The organism is Streptomyces sp. JLBT605 (genome assembly GCF_058215555.1).
The window spans coordinates 6292685-6307707 of sequence record NZ_CM177087.1; the positions used below are offsets into that span (position 1 = coordinate 6292685).

16 protein-coding genes are annotated in these 15023 nt (G+C 72.0%); 9 read left to right on the top strand and 7 right to left on the bottom strand.

Features of this window, described 5'->3' with window-relative positions:
• Positions 1–11: 11 nt before the first annotated feature.
• From AC4BDD_RS27280 to AC4BDD_RS27305, 6 genes are all read left to right on the top strand, one after another.
• On the top strand, positions 12–656 hold the full coding sequence (locus tag AC4BDD_RS27280; RefSeq protein WP_490688114.1) for a PadR family transcriptional regulator: 645 nt from the start codon (positions 12–14) through the stop codon (positions 654–656).
• A gap of 359 nt (positions 657–1015) precedes the next feature.
• Entirely contained in the window at positions 1016–2554 is a 1539-nt protein-coding gene (locus tag AC4BDD_RS27285; RefSeq protein WP_490691953.1) for an ATP-binding protein, read from the top strand.
• Between the two features lie 4 nt (positions 2555–2558).
• The gene (locus tag AC4BDD_RS27290) at positions 2559–2972 is read left to right on the top strand and encodes a roadblock/LC7 domain-containing protein (protein ID WP_490688115.1); all 414 of its coding nucleotides are present in this window, start codon (positions 2559–2561) and stop codon (positions 2970–2972) included.
• Positions 2969–3388: a DUF742 domain-containing protein gene (locus AC4BDD_RS27295; protein WP_490688116.1), complete on the top strand. Its 420-nt coding sequence runs from the start codon at positions 2969–2971 to the stop codon at positions 3386–3388. Before AC4BDD_RS27290 ends, AC4BDD_RS27295 begins: the two co-directional genes overlap by 4 nt.
• Positions 3369–4013, top strand: a complete 645-nt coding sequence (locus tag AC4BDD_RS27300; protein WP_490688117.1) for a GTP-binding protein — start codon at positions 3369–3371, stop codon at positions 4011–4013. The genes AC4BDD_RS27295 and AC4BDD_RS27300 overlap by 20 nt, the downstream gene beginning before the upstream one ends.
• Positions 4010–5449 carry a cytochrome P450 gene (locus AC4BDD_RS27305; RefSeq protein ID WP_490688118.1) on the top strand — a complete coding sequence of 480 codons (1440 nt, stop codon included), beginning with the start codon at positions 4010–4012 and terminating at the stop codon, positions 5447–5449. Before AC4BDD_RS27300 ends, AC4BDD_RS27305 begins: the two co-directional genes overlap by 4 nt.
• Positions 5450–5583: 134 nt before the next feature.
• Here the strand turns inward: AC4BDD_RS27305 and AC4BDD_RS27310 are convergent, their stop codons facing one another.
• From AC4BDD_RS27310 to AC4BDD_RS27320, 3 genes are all read right to left on the bottom strand, one after another.
• Positions 5584–6735 (bottom strand): YncE family protein, encoded by a 1152-nt coding sequence (locus AC4BDD_RS27310; RefSeq protein ID WP_490691954.1) that lies wholly within the window; start codon positions 6733–6735, stop codon positions 5584–5586.
• Between the two features lie 356 nt (positions 6736–7091).
• Entirely contained in the window at positions 7092–7514 is a 423-nt protein-coding gene (locus AC4BDD_RS27315; RefSeq protein WP_490688119.1) for a hypothetical protein, read from the bottom strand.
• A 358-nt stretch (positions 7515–7872) separates the two neighbouring features.
• Positions 7873–8178 (bottom strand): UBP-type zinc finger domain-containing protein, encoded by a 306-nt coding sequence (locus tag AC4BDD_RS27320; RefSeq protein ID WP_490688120.1) that lies wholly within the window; start codon positions 8176–8178, stop codon positions 7873–7875.
• 144 nt (positions 8179–8322) lie between these two features.
• Here AC4BDD_RS27320 and AC4BDD_RS27325 point away from each other — a divergent pair, with 144 nt between their 5' ends.
• Together AC4BDD_RS27325 and AC4BDD_RS27330 are read left to right on the top strand one after the other, a co-directional pair.
• Positions 8323–8919, top strand: a complete 597-nt coding sequence (locus tag AC4BDD_RS27325; RefSeq protein ID WP_490688121.1) for a TetR/AcrR family transcriptional regulator — start codon at positions 8323–8325, stop codon at positions 8917–8919.
• Between the two features lie 134 nt (positions 8920–9053).
• Entirely contained in the window at positions 9054–10223 is a 1170-nt protein-coding gene (locus AC4BDD_RS27330; protein WP_490688122.1) for an MFS transporter, read from the top strand.
• Here the strand turns inward: AC4BDD_RS27330 and AC4BDD_RS27335 are convergent.
• Positions 10213–11367 (bottom strand): methyltransferase, encoded by a 1155-nt coding sequence (locus tag AC4BDD_RS27335; protein WP_490688123.1) that lies wholly within the window; start codon positions 11365–11367, stop codon positions 10213–10215. The genes AC4BDD_RS27330 and AC4BDD_RS27335 overlap by 11 nt on opposite strands.
• 187 nt (positions 11368–11554) lie before the next feature.
• Between AC4BDD_RS27335 and AC4BDD_RS27340 the strand changes: the two genes are divergently transcribed.
• Complete coding sequence (locus AC4BDD_RS27340) at positions 11555–12328, top strand: polysaccharide deacetylase family protein (RefSeq protein WP_490688124.1); 774 nt, start codon at positions 11555–11557, stop codon at positions 12326–12328.
• Positions 12329–12430: 102 nt separating this feature from the next.
• Here the strand turns inward: AC4BDD_RS27340 and AC4BDD_RS27345 are convergent, their stop codons facing one another.
• The 3 genes from AC4BDD_RS27345 to AC4BDD_RS27355 all read right to left on the bottom strand — a co-directional run bounded on the left by AC4BDD_RS27345 (position 12431) and on the right by AC4BDD_RS27355 (position 14963).
• Entirely contained in the window at positions 12431–12961 is a 531-nt protein-coding gene (locus tag AC4BDD_RS27345) for a TerD family protein (RefSeq protein ID WP_490688125.1), read from the bottom strand.
• Positions 12962–13155: 194 nt separating this feature from the next.
• Positions 13156–14013 carry a TIGR03943 family putative permease subunit gene (locus AC4BDD_RS27350; RefSeq protein ID WP_490688126.1) on the bottom strand — a complete coding sequence of 286 codons (858 nt, stop codon included), beginning with the start codon at positions 14011–14013 and terminating at the stop codon, positions 13156–13158.
• Positions 14010–14963 (bottom strand): permease, encoded by a 954-nt coding sequence (locus tag AC4BDD_RS27355; protein ID WP_490691955.1) that lies wholly within the window; start codon positions 14961–14963, stop codon positions 14010–14012. Before AC4BDD_RS27355 ends, AC4BDD_RS27350 begins: the two co-directional genes overlap by 4 nt.
• Positions 14964–15023: the final 60 nt, after the last annotated feature.

Sequence of the window (15023 nt, forward strand, 5' to 3'; positions counted from 1 at the left end):
AGGATGCGGACATGTCCCTGCCGCACGCCATCCTCACCGCCCTGCTCGAAAAGCCGTCGTCGGGGCTGGAGCTGACCCGTCGATTCGACAAGTCGATCGGCTACTTCTGGCCCGCCTCGCACCAGCAGATCTACCGCGAGCTGGGCAAGCTGGAAGAGGCGGGGCTGATCCGCGCGCTGCCGTCCGCGCAGCCCACCCGGGGACAGAAGAAGGAGTACGAGGTGCTGCCGGCCGGGCGCGAGGAGCTGGTCGCCTGGGCGGCGGCCGGGCAGGACCCGAGGCCGCTGCGCGACCCGCTGCTGGTGCGCCTGCGCGCCGCGGCGGTGGTCGGCACCGAGGGCCTGGAAGCCGAGCTGGAACGTCACCTCGCGCTGCACCGGCAGCAGTTGGCCGAGTACCAGGACATCCAGCGGCGGCACTTCCCGCCGGAGCGGAACACCGAGGAGGACCGGCTGCGCCACCTGGTGCTGCGGGCCGGCATCGGGCTGGAGTCGTTCCGGACCGCCTGGCTGGCCGAGGCGCTCACCGAGTTGCGCGAGCTGACCGCCGGCACGCCGGCAACGCCCCCCGGGTCCACCGGACCCGCCGAAGCCACCGGACCCGCCGAAGCCACCGGGCCCTCCGAAGCCATCGGGAAGGCCGCCGCCCCGGAATGACCGGCCGGTCGCGCCGGGGATCACCTCCGAGCCGCCCGGCCGCGCGAGCCTCCTCGCGCGGCCGGGCGGCTGCCGTTTTTACCCGACTACGGGCCCAGGTGCTCCGGGAGCGGAAGCATGGCCGCCTCTGTCCGCATCACGGCTTCTGAGGGCGAATTCCCGATGTGAAATTCGCACTTGAGTACATGCCGGTGAGATATGCGCTCGAGCCGCAATATGCCACGGACCTAGCTAAGCTCCGTGTTGCGCAGCGCGCTGTGACGACTACGGCCCGTGCCCGTGTTCGAGGACGCCACCTTGGTGCCCGACACGCCCTCGCAGGCCGCCCTTCCCTTCCCTGAGTGCATTTGAGGATGTCGATGGTTCGTGTCGGTACGCCTCCCGAAGGCCGCAGGTCCTCCACCAACCCCCTGTGGTCGCTCCCCGCTGTCCTGGCCGCCGTCTGCGCGGGCGCGGCCGTGGCGCTGGCCCCCGCCGAGGCCCGCGCCCCCGTCGCGGGAAGCTGTCTCGTGGCGGTGGTGGCGGTGGCCGTCCTCACCGGGGAGTTGATACGCCGCGGCCGGACCATCGCCCGACTCCAGGAGCGGCAGGCCGAGCAGGAGGCGCTGCTGCGGCGCCGACTCGCCGACCAGCAGGCGGAGATGGTGCGGCTGGCCAAGGACGTCCTGCCCACCGCGGTGACCCGGCTGCAGCAGGGCATCAGCGTGGACGACGTACTGGAAGCCATCGTCTGCGACGCCCCGGTCGAGCCCGACTTCGCGGCCGCCCACCGCGTCCTGCTGCGCGCCGTGCTGGACACCGTGGAGGCCGAGGAGGCGCTGCGGGACTCCGCCCAGCGGGCCTTCGTCAACATCGCCCGCCGGGTCCAGGCCATCGTCCACCAACAGGCTTATGACCTGCGGGAGATGGAGGACAAGCACGGCGCCGACCACATCGTCTTCAACGACCTGCTCCACATCGACCACGGCAACGCGCTGATCGGACGCCTGGCGGACAGTATCGCCGTGCTCAGCGGCGCCCGGCCGGGCCGCCAGTGGCGGCGGACCGTGCCGCTGTTCAACGTGCTCCGGGGCGCCATGTCCAGGATCCTCGACTACCGCCGGGTCGACCTGCACTCGGTCGCGGAGATCGCCATCGTCGGGCCCGGTGTCGAACCGGTCATCCACGCCGTCGCCGAGCTGCTCGACAACGCCACCCGCTACTCGCCACCGCAGACCCGCGTACACCTGACCGCCAGCGAGGTGCAGTCCGGAGTCGCGATCGAGATCGAGGACGCCGGCGTCGGCCTGACCGACGAGGCCGCGCGGCGCGCCGAGCGGGTGCTCTCCGGAGTCGACGGCGGGCTGGACCTGGACGACCTCGGTGAATCGCCCCGGCTCGGCCTGGCCGTCGTCGCGCGGCTCGCCCGGGCCCATGACTTCAAGGTCACGCTGCGCCGGTCCGCCTACGGCGGGGTCCGCGCCGTCCTGATCGTCGGCTCGGACATCACCGCCCCGACCCCCGCCCCGGGCGGACGGATCGCCGAAGCCGCGGTCCTGCCACCGCCCAAGCCCAAGTTGCGGCCGCAGATCAACCTGCCCGGCCGGCCCGCCGCGGAACCCGCGGCCTCCCCGGGCACCGGCGGCGGAACCGGCGGCCTGCCGCAGCGCCGTCGCCGCCCCGGGGCCGGCCTGCGCAGCCGGTACGCCGCCGGGGCCGCACGACCCAGGCCCACCGCCCCCGACCCCGGTGCCTACAGCCCGATGACGGTCGGTGACGGGCCCCGCGTGCCCCACGACGACCAGCCCGTACAGCCCGGAATGTGGCTGACCGGCTTCTATCGAGGACTCAACGGGGAGACGCCGTCCGCCGGCCGGGAAGGCCCGGACACCGACGATTCGTCAGGGAAGGACGAGTAAGTACGTGACACAGCAGCGGCTCAACATGGACTGGATGCTCAAGGCTCTGGCGGCGGGCGTCCCGGAGACCCGGCACGTCCTGGTGCTGTCCTCGGACGGTCTGTGCATGTCCTACTACGGCGTGGACGACGACCCCGACGCCGCCGACCGGCTCGCCGCGGCCTGCGCCGGGCTGCAGAGCCTGTCCTCCGCGGTCGCCGCGGAGTTCCCCGAGGGCGACGGGCAGATGCGGCTGGTCGTGATCGAGGCCGACGGCGGCTTCTTCTACCTGATGGCGGCCGGTGCCGGGGCCTACCTGGCGGTGCTCGCCGACAGCGGCGTGGACGCCGGACTGATGGGCCACAGCATGCGGGACCTCGTCGCCCGCATCGGCGGACATCTCACCAGCCCCCCACGGGCAGACGGGCAGGTCACATGAGCGGCGGACCACACAGCACGTCACCCCACGGCCCCCAGGAGGCACCGGAAGCCGGCACGGCGGGCCGGAAACCGGGCAAAGACCCGGAAGGCGGCCCCGAGCGGCTCTTCGTCGTCACCCCCGGCGGCGCCGCCGCGCAGCGATCCGACCTGGACCTGGTCACCCTGATCGTGGCCCGGCGCGGGCCGGAAGCGGACAGCCGGCCGGAGCACGCCGCGATCCTGCAGATGTGCCACTACCCGCTGTCCGTGGCGGAGATATCCGCGTACATCCATCTGCCCGTCAGCTCGGTGACGGTGGTCCTCGCGGAGCTGCTGGGCAGCGGCCACATCGAGGCCCGCGCACCGCTCCCCGCCGCCACACTGCCCGACATCGACGTCCTGGAGGCGGTGATGCATGGACTTCAAAACCTCTGAGGCCCTCGCCGGAAACCCTGTGCGGTTCAGCGGGCCACGCAGCGAGGACATCCTGCCCGCCTCGGTCGCCTCCGCGGTCAAGGTGGTGATCGTCGGGGGCTTCGGCGTCGGCAAGACCACGCTGGTCGGGTCGGTGAGCGAGATCCGGCCGCTGACCACCGAGGAGACGATGACCCAGGCTGCGGTGGGCATCGACGACATCGCCGGGGTGGAACGGAAGACCTCCACCACCGTGGCCATGGACTTCGGCCGGATCCGCCTCAACGACGAGCTGGTGCTCTACCTGTTCGGCACCCCCGGCCAGGAGCGCTTCTGGTTCCTGTGGAACGGGCTGTTCGAAGGCGCGCTGGGGGCCGTGGTCCTGGTCGACACCCGGCGGCTGGAGGTCAGTTTCGACGTGATCGGCCGGCTGGAGGACCGGGAAGTGCCCTTCGTCGTCGCCGTCAACGCCTTCCCGGACGCCCCCGTGCACCCCCCGGAGGAGCTGCGTGCGGCACTGGACATCGACGACGCCGTGCCCGTGATCGACTGCGACGCCCGCGACCGGGCCTCCAGCCGCGACGCGCTGATGACCCTCATGCGCTACCTCCACTCCCTTGCCACCGCGACCCCGGAGCACCCGTGACCACCCCACCCTTCGACTCCGTCCGCACCGCGCCGTCCCCCGCCCCGCCCCCCGGGTGCCCCGCCCACGCGGGAACCGGCCCGGGCGGCGTGGTCCGCCTCTTCGGACCTGGTTACGAGTCCGACCCGCTGCGGGTCTTCGAGCAACTCCGCGCCGAGCACGGCGCGGTGGCGCCCGTCTCGCTCATCGGGGACCTGCCCGGCTGGCTGGTGCTCGGGTACCGAGAGATCCTCGAAGTCGTCCGCACCCCCAGCCGCTTCTCCCACGACTCCCGCCACTGGAACCAGTTGAAGGAGGGCAAGGTCCCGGCGGACTCGCCGCTGCTGCCGGTGATCGGCTGGAATCCGGACCGGATGACCGCCGACGGCGACGAGCACCGCCGGCAGCGCGACGCGGTCACCGAGAGCATGGACCGCTTCGACCGGCGCGGCGTCCGGCGCCATGTGACCCGCATCGCCAACAGCCTCATCGACGAGTTCTCCGCCACCGGGCAGGCCGAGCTGGTGAGCCGGTTCGCCCAGCAGCTGCCCATGCTGGTGCTGACCCGGCTGCTGGGCATGCCCGAGGAGTACGGTCCGAGCCTGGTCGAGGCCGCCACCGAGCTGGTGAAGGGGACCGACAAGGCCATCGCCTCCAGCGCGTTCATCAGGGAGAAGCTCGCGGAGCTGCTGGCGACCAAGCACCGGGCCCCGGCACGCGACCTGGCGTCCTGGCTGATCGAGCACCCGGCCCGGCTCGGCGACGAGGAGATCGTGAACCTCCTGTGGCTGGTGCTGCTCGCCGCGAACGAGAACACCACCAGCCTGCTGGCCAGCACCCTGCGCATGGTGCTCACCGACCCCCGGTTCCGGGCCTCCCTCAACGGCGGGCAGATGACGCTGGCCGAGGCCGTGGAGCAGGTGCTGTGGGACGACCCGCCGACCATCGTGATCCCGGCCCGGTGGGCCGTCCACGACACCGAGCTGGCGGGGAAGTCCCTGCGGGCGGGGGACATGCTGCTGCTCGGCGTCGCCGCGGGGAACATCGATCCGGCGGTCCGGCCCGACCTCGCCGTGCCCATGCACGGCAACCGCTCGCACCTGGCGTTCGGCGGCGGCCCGCACGAGTGCCCCGGGCGGGAGATCGCGCGAGCCATCGCCGACACCGCCATCGACACCCTGCTGGTGCGGCTGCCCGACCTCCATCTCGCCGTCGACGAACGGGACCTGGGCTGGCGCGCCACGACATGGACCCGCTACCTGGTCGCGCTGCCCGTGGAGTTCGGGCCGCGCCCGCCGCTCGGCGTGGCGGGGCTGGAACCCGCCAACCCGGCCCCGCGGCGGCCTCTGCCCCAGCCGGTGCTGACCTCCGCCACGCCCGCGCCGCCCGTCCCCGAGCCGACCAGGCCCCGCCGGACCTGGCGGAGCGCGGTCAGGCGCTGGTTCCGCCGGGGCTGAGCAGGCCAGGCGCGGACGGCGGTGACGCGGCCCGGGCGCGGCGGCCGGACCGGCCGGCCCGCCCGGGCTGGCGCGTCCGGGAGTCGGGGCTCAGCGGCCCGGTGGCCGGGGCCGGCGGGGACGGCCCGGGCGGTTCAGCGGAAGATCCCGGTATGCCCCAGTGAGTACCGCCCCGGCTGCGGATAGACGGCCAGACCGTGCGGGCCCTCGCCGACCGGGATACGGGCCTTCAACCGCCCGCTGCGGGTGTCGATGGCGTACACCTCGGAGTGGTAGCGGCCGGACAGCCACAGCACCTTGCCGTCGGCGGAGACCCCACCCATGTCCGGGCTGCCACCGCCGGGGATCCGCCAGCGGTGGACGAGCTTGCCGGTCGCGAACGACAGCACCGAGACGCTGCCCTCGCCCCGGTTGGAGATGTACAGGTACTTCGAGTCGCGGCTGACGTAGAGGCCGTGCGTCCCCTTGCCGGTGGGCAGCAGCCGCGGCCGGGTGAAGCTGTCGCCGTCGAGCACCCACAGGCCGTCCGCCATCATGTCGGCGACGTACCAGGTCCGGCCGTCCGGCGAGATCTTGACGTCCTGCGGCATGGCCCCGCGCATCGGCAGCTTCTGCTGCGCCACCACCTTCATCCGGGCGGTGTCGACCTTCAGCAGCTCCCCGGAGAACTCGCAGCTCACGATGGCGTACCGGCCGTCGGGCGAGAAATCCGCGTGATTGACCCCGTAACAGGACACCGGCACACGCTTGACCACCCGCATGGTGTGCGCGTCGCGGAAGACCAGCTCCCGGTCCATGGAGGCCATCACCACCGCGTGCTTGCCGTCCGGGGTGAAGTAGAGGTTGTAGGGGTCGTGGACGTCCACCGTGCGTCCGGCGCGCCCGGTCGCCGGATCGATGGGCGTGAGGGTGTTGCCGAGATCGTTGTTGACCCAGAGCGTCTTGAGGTCCCAGGACGGCACGACGTGCTGCGGCTGGCGGCCGACACGGATCGTCTCCACCACCTTGTAGCTCGCCGGATCGATGACGGACACCGTGTCGGACCCGGTGTTGGGCACGTAGACCCGGGGTGGGAAATCCTTGACCACCGGCGACAGCTTGCCCGGCCGGTCCGCCGCGTACAGGTCCCGGGGGTTCAGCGGCGGTGGCATGCCCGGCAGGAGGTCGACGCCGGCGGGCTCCCCGGTCGCCCGCCCGGCCCGCCTGGGCTCCGTCTCCCTCGGCTCCGGCCGCGCGGCCGACCGCCCCTCGGAGGAGGAGCAGCCGGCCAGCACGGCGCAGCCCATCAGCAGCGCCGGCAGCGTACGGCGCCGACCGCGCGAGGGCTGGCGCGAAGGCGCCCGGCGGGGGCGCGCGGAGCCGATGGCCACCAAGACCTCCAGGAGATGTTCGTCCCGCTCGTCCGGGTCGTTCGCCCAGGACGCGGAGACGCAACCCCTGCACGCCGCCGGGTCGACGACCCTCGGTCGCCCACGCTGCCACCCGTATCGCCGGTCCGCTCGCTGGGCGACCCGATCGGCCCAGCCGCCCTGCTGCGTCGGGGTGGGCGAGGGCGGGTCCTCCGGGCCCGTGCCGGACCGGCCGCGCTCGCAACGGGGCGCCCGGGCTCGCACGAGTGGCCGGACCGGACGCGGTTGGGGGTCTAGTTCAGCAGCCCTGGAGCCGGAGCCTCCACGTTCGCGAGCTGCATGTCGGGCATCGCCTTGTCCATCGCGCTGGACGCCAGGCTGTTCAGCCGCGGCACGTTGGAGAGCGGGTCCCCGTTCCCGCCGTTCTGGCCGCCTGGAAGCACGCCCTGCGGAAGCTGCTGCGCGGCGGCGGGAAGCTGCTGGGCAGTGGGAAGCCCCTGCTGGCCGGCACCGGGAATGCCCTGCCCCGTCGGAAGCACCTGTTGAACTCCCCCGCTCGGCTGCTGGTGCCCCTGGTCCAGCACTCCGGCGATGGGGCCGATGACGCCTTCGCCGTCGACGCCCGCGCCCAGTGCGGAAGCGGAGCCTGAGCCGGCGACGACCGCGGCGGCACCAAGTGCGAAGACGCCGAGGGTCTTGATCGTTCCGTGCTTCATATGAATTCTGTCCTTGATACGGGGTACTTGAGCGGCTCCTGAAAAATAGCGGCGATTTCGCGGCCCCCGCAAACATCCCGCAGGTCGGGTATTTCCATCACCGGTCGTTCCGGTGCTTTTCGAATATCTGGAACCGGGTGGGGGCATGGCTCGCCTTCTTGTGATCTCCGCTGGTCAGCGGTGGTGTCACGAGAGTCAATGGCCAAAGGGTGTCGGGATGTGATTCGTCATTCTCCGGCCCGCCGCCGTCAGCATTCACCGCATGATGTTCACTGCAAGGACTGAATGCGAATTTCATCGCATCAGTCGGGTCGTCGGCGGGCCCGCGGTGCCGTGTGCCGGGGCCGGGCCGCGCAGGTCAGGATCGGCGCGGCGGTGGCGCGCCCTCGACCTGGAAGAGCAGCTCGTCCTCGTAGCACCACCACCAGTCCTCGCCCGGCTCGTAGGAGCGGATGACCGGGTGTCCGGTCGCCTGCTGGTGGGCGGTGGCGTGCTTGTTCTTGGACGAGTCGCAGCAGCCGATGTTGCCGCAGGTCTGGCACTCCCGCAGATGGACCCAGCTCTCGCCGAGCGCGACACACGCCGCGCAACTGTCCGCGCTGCTCGGGGTCACCGGCCGCACCTGGTCGAGGTGAGCGCAGGTCGGTCCGCCGTCGGCTGCCATCACTGCCTCCTCCCTGTCCACCCTGGCACGCCCGCCGCGCCTGTCAAACGCAGGTCGCGGAGCGCGGAGCCGGCCGGGGAGGGGGCGGGTGGGGGAGGGGGAGCCGTATTGCATCGAGCGTTCCAAAACGGCTACGGTGTGGCCATGGCCCGACCGAGGATGTTCGACGAGGAACGGGCCCTGGACGCGGCGATGCACGCCTTCTGGGCGAACGGCTACGAGGCCACCACCACCCAGGACCTGTGCGACGCCACAGGACTGGGCCGCAGCAGTATCTACAACACTTATCGCAGCAAGCACGACCTGTTCACGCGGGCGCTCGCCCGCTACATCGACACCATGAACGCCTCCCAGTTCGAGCTCCTGGAGGACCAGGAGCGATCGGCCGTGGAGCGGATCCGCGCGCTGTTCGCCCTGATCATCGACGGCGAGTTCGCCAGACGGCGGGGAGGGCGCGGTCTCGGCTGCCTGACGGTCAACACGACCGTGGAGCTGGCCGGGCGCGACCCGCAGGCCGCCGCCATGCTCGAGCGCGACCTGGAACGCCGGCTGGCCGCGCTGCGCGCGGTGCTGGAGAGCGGCCAGCGCGCGGGTGACATCACCGCCGCTCGGGACCCGGGCGCGCTCGCCCGCTTCGTCAACGCGGTGATCGGCGGAATGCGGGTCGCCGGGCAGGGTGGTGCGGACCGGGCCGACCTGGAGGCCATCGCCGCCACGGCGATGGACGCGCTGACCTGCTGAATCGCTGACCCGCTGACACTGCGGCGCCCCGGTGTGCCGTGCCAATGGCGTGCTGTGCCATCCGGGTGGCTTTCGCGTGCCCAAGTTATGTACTGATCTATCCAAAACTGATGACCGACAGGAGCAGCCGTTCCATGCCACGTGCCGTGTATGTGTTCGCCTTGGGGGTCTTCTCCATGGTGACCAGCGAGTTCCTCGTAGCCGGGCTGATGCCGCAGATGGCCGAGGGGCTGGATGCCTCCATCTCACAGATCGGCTATCTGATCACCGCGTTCGGCCTGGCCATGGCTCTGGGCGGGCCGGTTCTCACCATCGCCCTGCTGAAGGTCGATCAGAAGACGGCGCTCATGGTGGCCTTCGCCATCTCGCTGGCCGGAAACGTGCTGGCCGCCACCGCCACGGACTACCCGGCCATGATGGTGGCGCGTGTCATCACCGGGGTCGCCGCGCAGGCCTTCTTCGGACTCGCCATATCGATGTGCGTCCAGCTGACCGCGCCCGAGGTGCGCGGCCGGGCCATCGCGGCGGTCCTGAACGGACTGATGCTGGGCACCCTGCTGGGGCTGCCGCTGTCCACCCTGATCGGGGAACACCTGGGCTGGCGGGCCGCCTTCTGGATCGTCTCCGCGCTGACGGTGCTCGCCGGAGTGTGCACGCTCGCCGGAGTCCCGCGACCGGCGCGCACCGAGCAGACCGGCGATTTCCGGGCCGAGCTGGGGGTGTTCCGCAACCGCCGGCTCTGGCTCACGCTCTCCACCAGCACCTGCGTCATCGGCGCCACCTTCGCGGCCTTCAGCTACCTGAACCCGATCCTCACCGAGGTCACCGGCTTCGCCACCGGCACCGTCCCGCTGCTGCTCATCGGCTACGGCGCCGCCAGTGTGGTGGGGAACCACGTCGTGGGCCGGCTCGCCGACCGGCACGCCGTGCCCGTACTGCTCTGCGGCCTGCTCCTGAACATGGCGTTCCTGATCGCCTTCGCCCTGCTGGCGGACCTCGCCGTCCCCGCGGTGGTCTCGATGATGGGCATCGGCCTGGTCGGCGTCACCCTGAACCCGGCCATGGTCACCCGGGTGCAGCGCGCCGGCAACGCCGGCCCGCTGGTCAACACCGTCCACTCCTCCTTCATCACCCTCGGCGTCATCATCGGCTCCTCGGCCGGCGGGCTCGCCATCGACCTCTACGGACTGCGGGCGCCGCTGTGGCTCGGGGCCGCGCTGGCCGTGCTCGGGGTGGCCACTCTGGTCCCCGACCTGATGCGCCGGCGGGCCGTCCCGGCGGCCCGGCCCCCGGTCAGCGTCTGACGGCGCGGAGGATGACGAACTTCGGGTCGCTGGCGACGACTTCGCAGGTGCCGAAGATCCGGCGCAGGGTCTGGTGGTACCCCAGGTGCCGGTTGCCGATGACCCACAGCTCGCCGCCGGGCCGCAGGGCCGTCCGCGAATGGGTGAACATCCGGCGCGCGGTGGCGTCGGTGGTCGCCTGATGGGAATGGAAGGGCGGGTTGTTGAGCACCAGGTCGACCGACCCGGCCGGTACGCCGGACAGCCCGTCCGCCACCCGGAATTCCGCGGACCGCTCCGGCCCGGCGTTCATCCGGAAGGTGGCCTCGGCCGAGGCCACCGCGGAGAAGGACTCGTCGACGAAGGTCACCTCCGCCGCCGGGTTCGCCAGCGCCGCGGCCAGGCCGACCACGCCGTTTCCGCACCCCAGGTCGACGATGTGCTCGGGCCCGTGGTGGCGCGGCAGGTTCCGCAGGAAGAGCCGGGTGCCGATGTCGAGGCGCTCGGCGCTGAAGATCCCGGCGTGGTTGGTCACGGTCAGGCCGGAGACCGGACCGGCATCGGCGGGCAGCTCGTACCGGCGCGGCCAGGGGCTGGCCACCTGCCGAAGGGCGGGGTCGGGTGAGCAGAAGATGAGCCGGGCCTTCTTCACCGCCAGCGACGTCCGGGTCGGCCCGAGGATCCGCTCGAACAGCTTCAGCGTCGAGGTGTGGATCTCCTTCACCATGCCGGTGCCGACGACCACGGTGCCCGCGTGCACCAGCGGCGCCAGGCGGCACAGCTGGTCCTCCAGGAGCGCCAGGCTCTTGGGGACGCGGACCAGCAGCACGTCGATCCGCTCCGGCGGGGCGTCCAGCACCGTCAGCAGCCGCACCGCGTCCTGGCCGATTCCGTTGCGCCGCAGATTCGCCCGGGTCGCCTGCTGACCCAGGTACGAATCGGTGATCTGCGCCGGGTGGTGGCCGGCGAGCGAGGTGGCCAGCGCGCCCCAGCGGTCGCCCAGCACTACCACGGTGCCCGACAGGTCGACCGGCCCCGCGTCGATCCCCGCCAGATGCCGCAGCAGGTACTCATCGGCGGCGTCCCAGGCGCGCAGCCTGTCGCGGGGGTCCTCGGGGAAGCGCATGAGGTCGTAGGCGCCCCATGACGTCGTCAAACGGTTCATCGTGCCCTCAGGCTAGCCGAGCCCCGGGGCCCCACCGCCCTGCCCTGGGCGAGTGCCGTAGGCCACTCCTGCCGCCGGCGAGACAACCCCTACGTCCGGAACGCCGTCCTCCTGGTGAGCCATGGGCGGTGGACGGCAGCCCATGGCGCGTCACGCGCTTGTCGTTCAGGCCTGAGAAGAGGGATGCATGCTGAGGAAGAAGCCGGCGGTCCGACGGGGGGCGGCCGCCCTGCTGGCGGCGGTGTCCCTGGCCCTCACCGCGAGCGGCTGCTCGTCGTCGATGGACACCACCTCGCCGAAGTCCGCCAGGGCCCAGAAGGGGTCCCAGGCGGACGGGAAGTTCGGCCCGGTGGACTGCCGGAAGGCCAAGTGCGTCGCCCTGACCTTCGACGGCGGGCCGGGCGAGGACACCCCTCACCTGCTCGACATCCTCAAGGAGAAGAAGGTGCACGCGACCTTCTTCCTGCTCGGCAAGAACCATGTGCTGCGCCACCCGGACGTGGTGCGCCGCATCGCCGACGAGGGGCATGAGGTCGCCAACCACACCTGGACCCACCCCCGGCTGACCGACAAGAACGCCAGCGAGATCCGCCAGGAGCTGGGCCGCACCCAGGACGCGATCGCGAAGATCACCGGCCGCAAGCCGATCCTGATGCGCCCGCCGCAGGGCCGCACCGACGACGAGGTCGCCAAGGTCAGCCGGGAGCTCGGGCTGGCCCAGGTGCTGTGGAGCGTCACCGCCAAGGACTACTCCACCACCGACTCGGAGCTCATCAAGAGCCGGGTGTTCGACCAGGTCGACACCGACGGCATCATCCTGCTGCACGACATATACAAGGGCACCGTGCCCGCCGTCCCGGACATCATCGACGAGCTGAAGAAGCGCGGCTACACCTTCGTCACCGTCCCGCAGCTGCTGGCGCCGGGCGTGCCGGAACCGGGGAAGGTCTACCGGCCGTGACCCTTCGGCCCTGACCCGCGCGGCCCGAGGCCGGCCTCGACCCGCGAGGCCCGGGCCCGGCCCTGATCCACGAGAGTCAGGGTCGGGCCCGGGCCGTACTGGTCAGGGGCGGGCGCTTCCCATCTCGTCGGCGAACGAGGCGGGATCGGTGTCGAATCCCCGCACCGCCGGGCGGAACAGCCACTCGCCCGTCTCGTCCCGGCTGAACTCCGCCACGGTGGCCGCCAGGGCGTCCGGTACCCCGGAGAAGTCGTCCGCCATCAGCTCGGCATAGCCCTCACGGATCCGCACGCCGGTGCCCGCGATGTCGCGGAAGGTCCTGCACCCGCCGCGCTGCTGGATGGCGACGCCGACCACGACGCGCGCGTACGTGGTGGACAGCCGCTCCAGCTCCAGCGTCATGACCTCGTCGGCGCCGAAGCCCTGACCGGTCTTGCTGTCCCGGTGGAGGATGATGGTGCCGTCCGGCGACCGGCTGTCGAAGTGCACCAGGTACACGGGCGGCCCGTACGGATCCGAGACCGAGTAGGTCGCGGCGATGAGGTCGAGATCATGGTCCGGTTCGCCGGCAGGACTGGGGTCCCAACTGAGCGCCACCTCGACCTTCTCGGGTCCCTTGTTGAAGCTGCTCACCAGGCTTCCCCCTCCTGCACGTCATACCGATGGGACAATGTGTGCGAGCGGGCAATTGTAGTGCGCGCGGGGCGGGTTGCCGCATCGGCCCGGGTTCCGGGGCCCCGGCGCGGCGCGGGGCGCCCCGGTTACGACCCGGAGCGCCCCGGCACGATGCGTGGGTCCCTGGCAGCCGTGGCCGGCCGGACGGAGGGTCAGCCGGCGCCGTCCTGGTAGGGGTTGGCCGGTTCCGGGATGCTCCGCAGGTCGCGGACGTCGAGCGCGGCCTTGGCCGATTCCGTACCGGGCTTGCCCTGGGGGTGCCAGGTGCCGGTGACGGCCACCCACGATCCGGCGCGCGGCGGCTCCCCGCCGTGCATCCTGACCTTGAGTGCCTGGGCATCCGCCGCGCAGCAGCCCACCAGCAGCCGGGTCAGATACCAGGTGTGCCGGTCCTCACCGCGGCTGACGAAGCCGGTCAGCCGCACGGTGCGGCCCTTGAGGCTGCGGTCGGTGTCCCAGACCGCCCGGGTGGAGAAGTCCCGAAGGCTCAGGGGCACCGGGGAGCCGGCCGGCAGCGGATCGAACCGCGCCTGCTCCTCCACAGTGACGGCCCGCTGCCGCTCGGCGGTGTACGAGGCGAGCGCCGGCGGGGCCGCGAACATCAGGCCGACGACGGGCAGGAAGAGCAGCCAGGCGATGCGCGGCCCCTTCCCATGGTCGTGTCCGTGACTGTGCCCGTGCCCGTGGTCGAGTCCGGAGTCGTGGCCGTGTCCGGGGGCGTGATCGTGTGCGTGCCCGCCGCCACCGGCCTGGTCTGGGCCGGCCGCGGGGTCTGGGCCGGCCGCGGGGTCCGGGCCGGCCGCGGGGTCCGCCTCGCGCCGGTACGGGAAGGGGAAGCCGTCGCGCCAGGCCCCGACCAGGCCGAGCGCGATCAGCAGAAAGCCGCTGATGATCAGGGGAAGCCGCAGGCCCTCCTTCACGTACCGCAGGTAGTCGTCGCTGAACAGGGAGATGCGCAGGACCGCGGCGCCCGCCATGTCCAGGAGCAGGATCTGCATCTGGCGCTTCACAGGACCCACCATCCGATCAGGACACTGCACACGATGGCCATGAGCGCGGTCACGGCGGAGAAGCGGACGGCGAAGGCCGGACCGAAGGTGCCCGACTGCAGGGCGATCAGCTTGAGGTCGACCATCGGTCCCATGACCATGAAGACGAGCCGCGCCGTGGGCGAGAACCCGGTCAGCGAGGCGGCGACGAAGGCGTCCGCCTCGGAGCAGACCGCGAGCACGATGGCCAGCCCGCCGAGGAAGAGGACGGACAGCCAGGGCGATCCGGAGAAGGCGTCCAGCACGGTGCGCGGCACGGCGACGTTGAAGGTCGCCGCGGCGATCGCGCCGAGCACCAGGAAGCCGCCGGCGTGCAGGAAGTCGTGCTGGAAGCCCAGCCGGAACTCCTCCCAGCGGCTGTCTCCCGGCTGGTGGCCGTGCGACCTGGCCGGCAGCCGCAGCCACTCCTCGCGGCCGAAGGCGATCCACAGCCAGCCCATCGCCGCCGAGACGGCGAGCGAGGTGATCAGCCGGGCCACCACCATCTCGGGCGCGCCGGGGAAGGCCACCGCGGTCGCGGTCAGCACGATGGGGTTGACCGCGGGCGCCGAGAGCAGGAAGGTCAGCGCCACGGCGGGCGGCACCCCGCGCCGCATCAGGCTTCCGGCCACCGGGACCGAGGCGCATTCGCACCCCGGCAGCACGACGCCCGCCGCGCTGGCCACCGGGACCGCCAGGGCGGGCTTCCTGGGCAGTGCCTTGGCGAAGGCCTCGGCTGGGACGAAGGCGTTGATGGCCGCCGAGAGGATTGTGCCCAGCAGCAGGAAGGGCAGGGCCTGGAGCGCGATCGCGACGCAGACCGTCCGCCACGCCTGGAGGGCGGGGGAGTCCAGCCACCGTCCGGCCCCCAGCACCACGGCCGCCGCGAGGGCGAGGAGCACCATGGCCGCCTGGCCGGCCCGGGCCGCCATCGTTCCGCCGACTGCTTCGGCCGCCGGCGACGGCGGGCGGTCCACCGGCCGCCGGCCGCT

What these genes read in the sequence shown, in the direction of transcription:
- AC4BDD_RS27280 (WP_490688114.1), top strand. Translation starts at nt 12, where the DNA reads ATGTCCCTGCCGCACGCCATCCTCACCGCCCTGCTCGAAAAGCCGTCG.
- AC4BDD_RS27285 (WP_490691953.1), top strand. Translation starts at nt 1,016, where the DNA reads ATGGTTCGTGTCGGTACGCCTCCCGAAGGCCGCAGGTCCTCCACCAAC.
- AC4BDD_RS27295 (WP_490688116.1), top strand. Translation starts at nt 2,969, where the DNA reads ATGAGCGGCGGACCACACAGCACGTCACCCCACGGCCCCCAGGAGGCA.
- AC4BDD_RS27300 (WP_490688117.1), top strand. Translation starts at nt 3,369, where the DNA reads ATGGACTTCAAAACCTCTGAGGCCCTCGCCGGAAACCCTGTGCGGTTC.
- AC4BDD_RS27310 (WP_490691954.1), bottom strand. Translation starts at nt 6,735, where the DNA reads ATGGGCTGCGCCGTGCTGGCCGGCTGCTCCTCCTCCGAGGGGCGGTCG.
- AC4BDD_RS27315 (WP_490688119.1), bottom strand. Translation starts at nt 7,514, where the DNA reads ATGAAGCACGGAACGATCAAGACCCTCGGCGTCTTCGCACTTGGTGCC.
- AC4BDD_RS27320 (WP_490688120.1), bottom strand. Translation starts at nt 8,178, where the DNA reads ATGGCAGCCGACGGCGGACCGACCTGCGCTCACCTCGACCAGGTGCGG.
- AC4BDD_RS27325 (WP_490688121.1), top strand. Translation starts at nt 8,323, where the DNA reads ATGGCCCGACCGAGGATGTTCGACGAGGAACGGGCCCTGGACGCGGCG.
- AC4BDD_RS27330 (WP_490688122.1), top strand. Translation starts at nt 9,054, where the DNA reads ATGCCACGTGCCGTGTATGTGTTCGCCTTGGGGGTCTTCTCCATGGTG.
- AC4BDD_RS27335 (WP_490688123.1), bottom strand. Translation starts at nt 11,367, where the DNA reads ATGAACCGTTTGACGACGTCATGGGGCGCCTACGACCTCATGCGCTTC.
- AC4BDD_RS27340 (WP_490688124.1), top strand. Translation starts at nt 11,555, where the DNA reads ATGCTGAGGAAGAAGCCGGCGGTCCGACGGGGGGCGGCCGCCCTGCTG.
- AC4BDD_RS27355 (WP_490691955.1), bottom strand. Translation starts at nt 14,963, where the DNA reads ATGGCGGCCCGGGCCGGCCAGGCGGCCATGGTGCTCCTCGCCCTCGCG.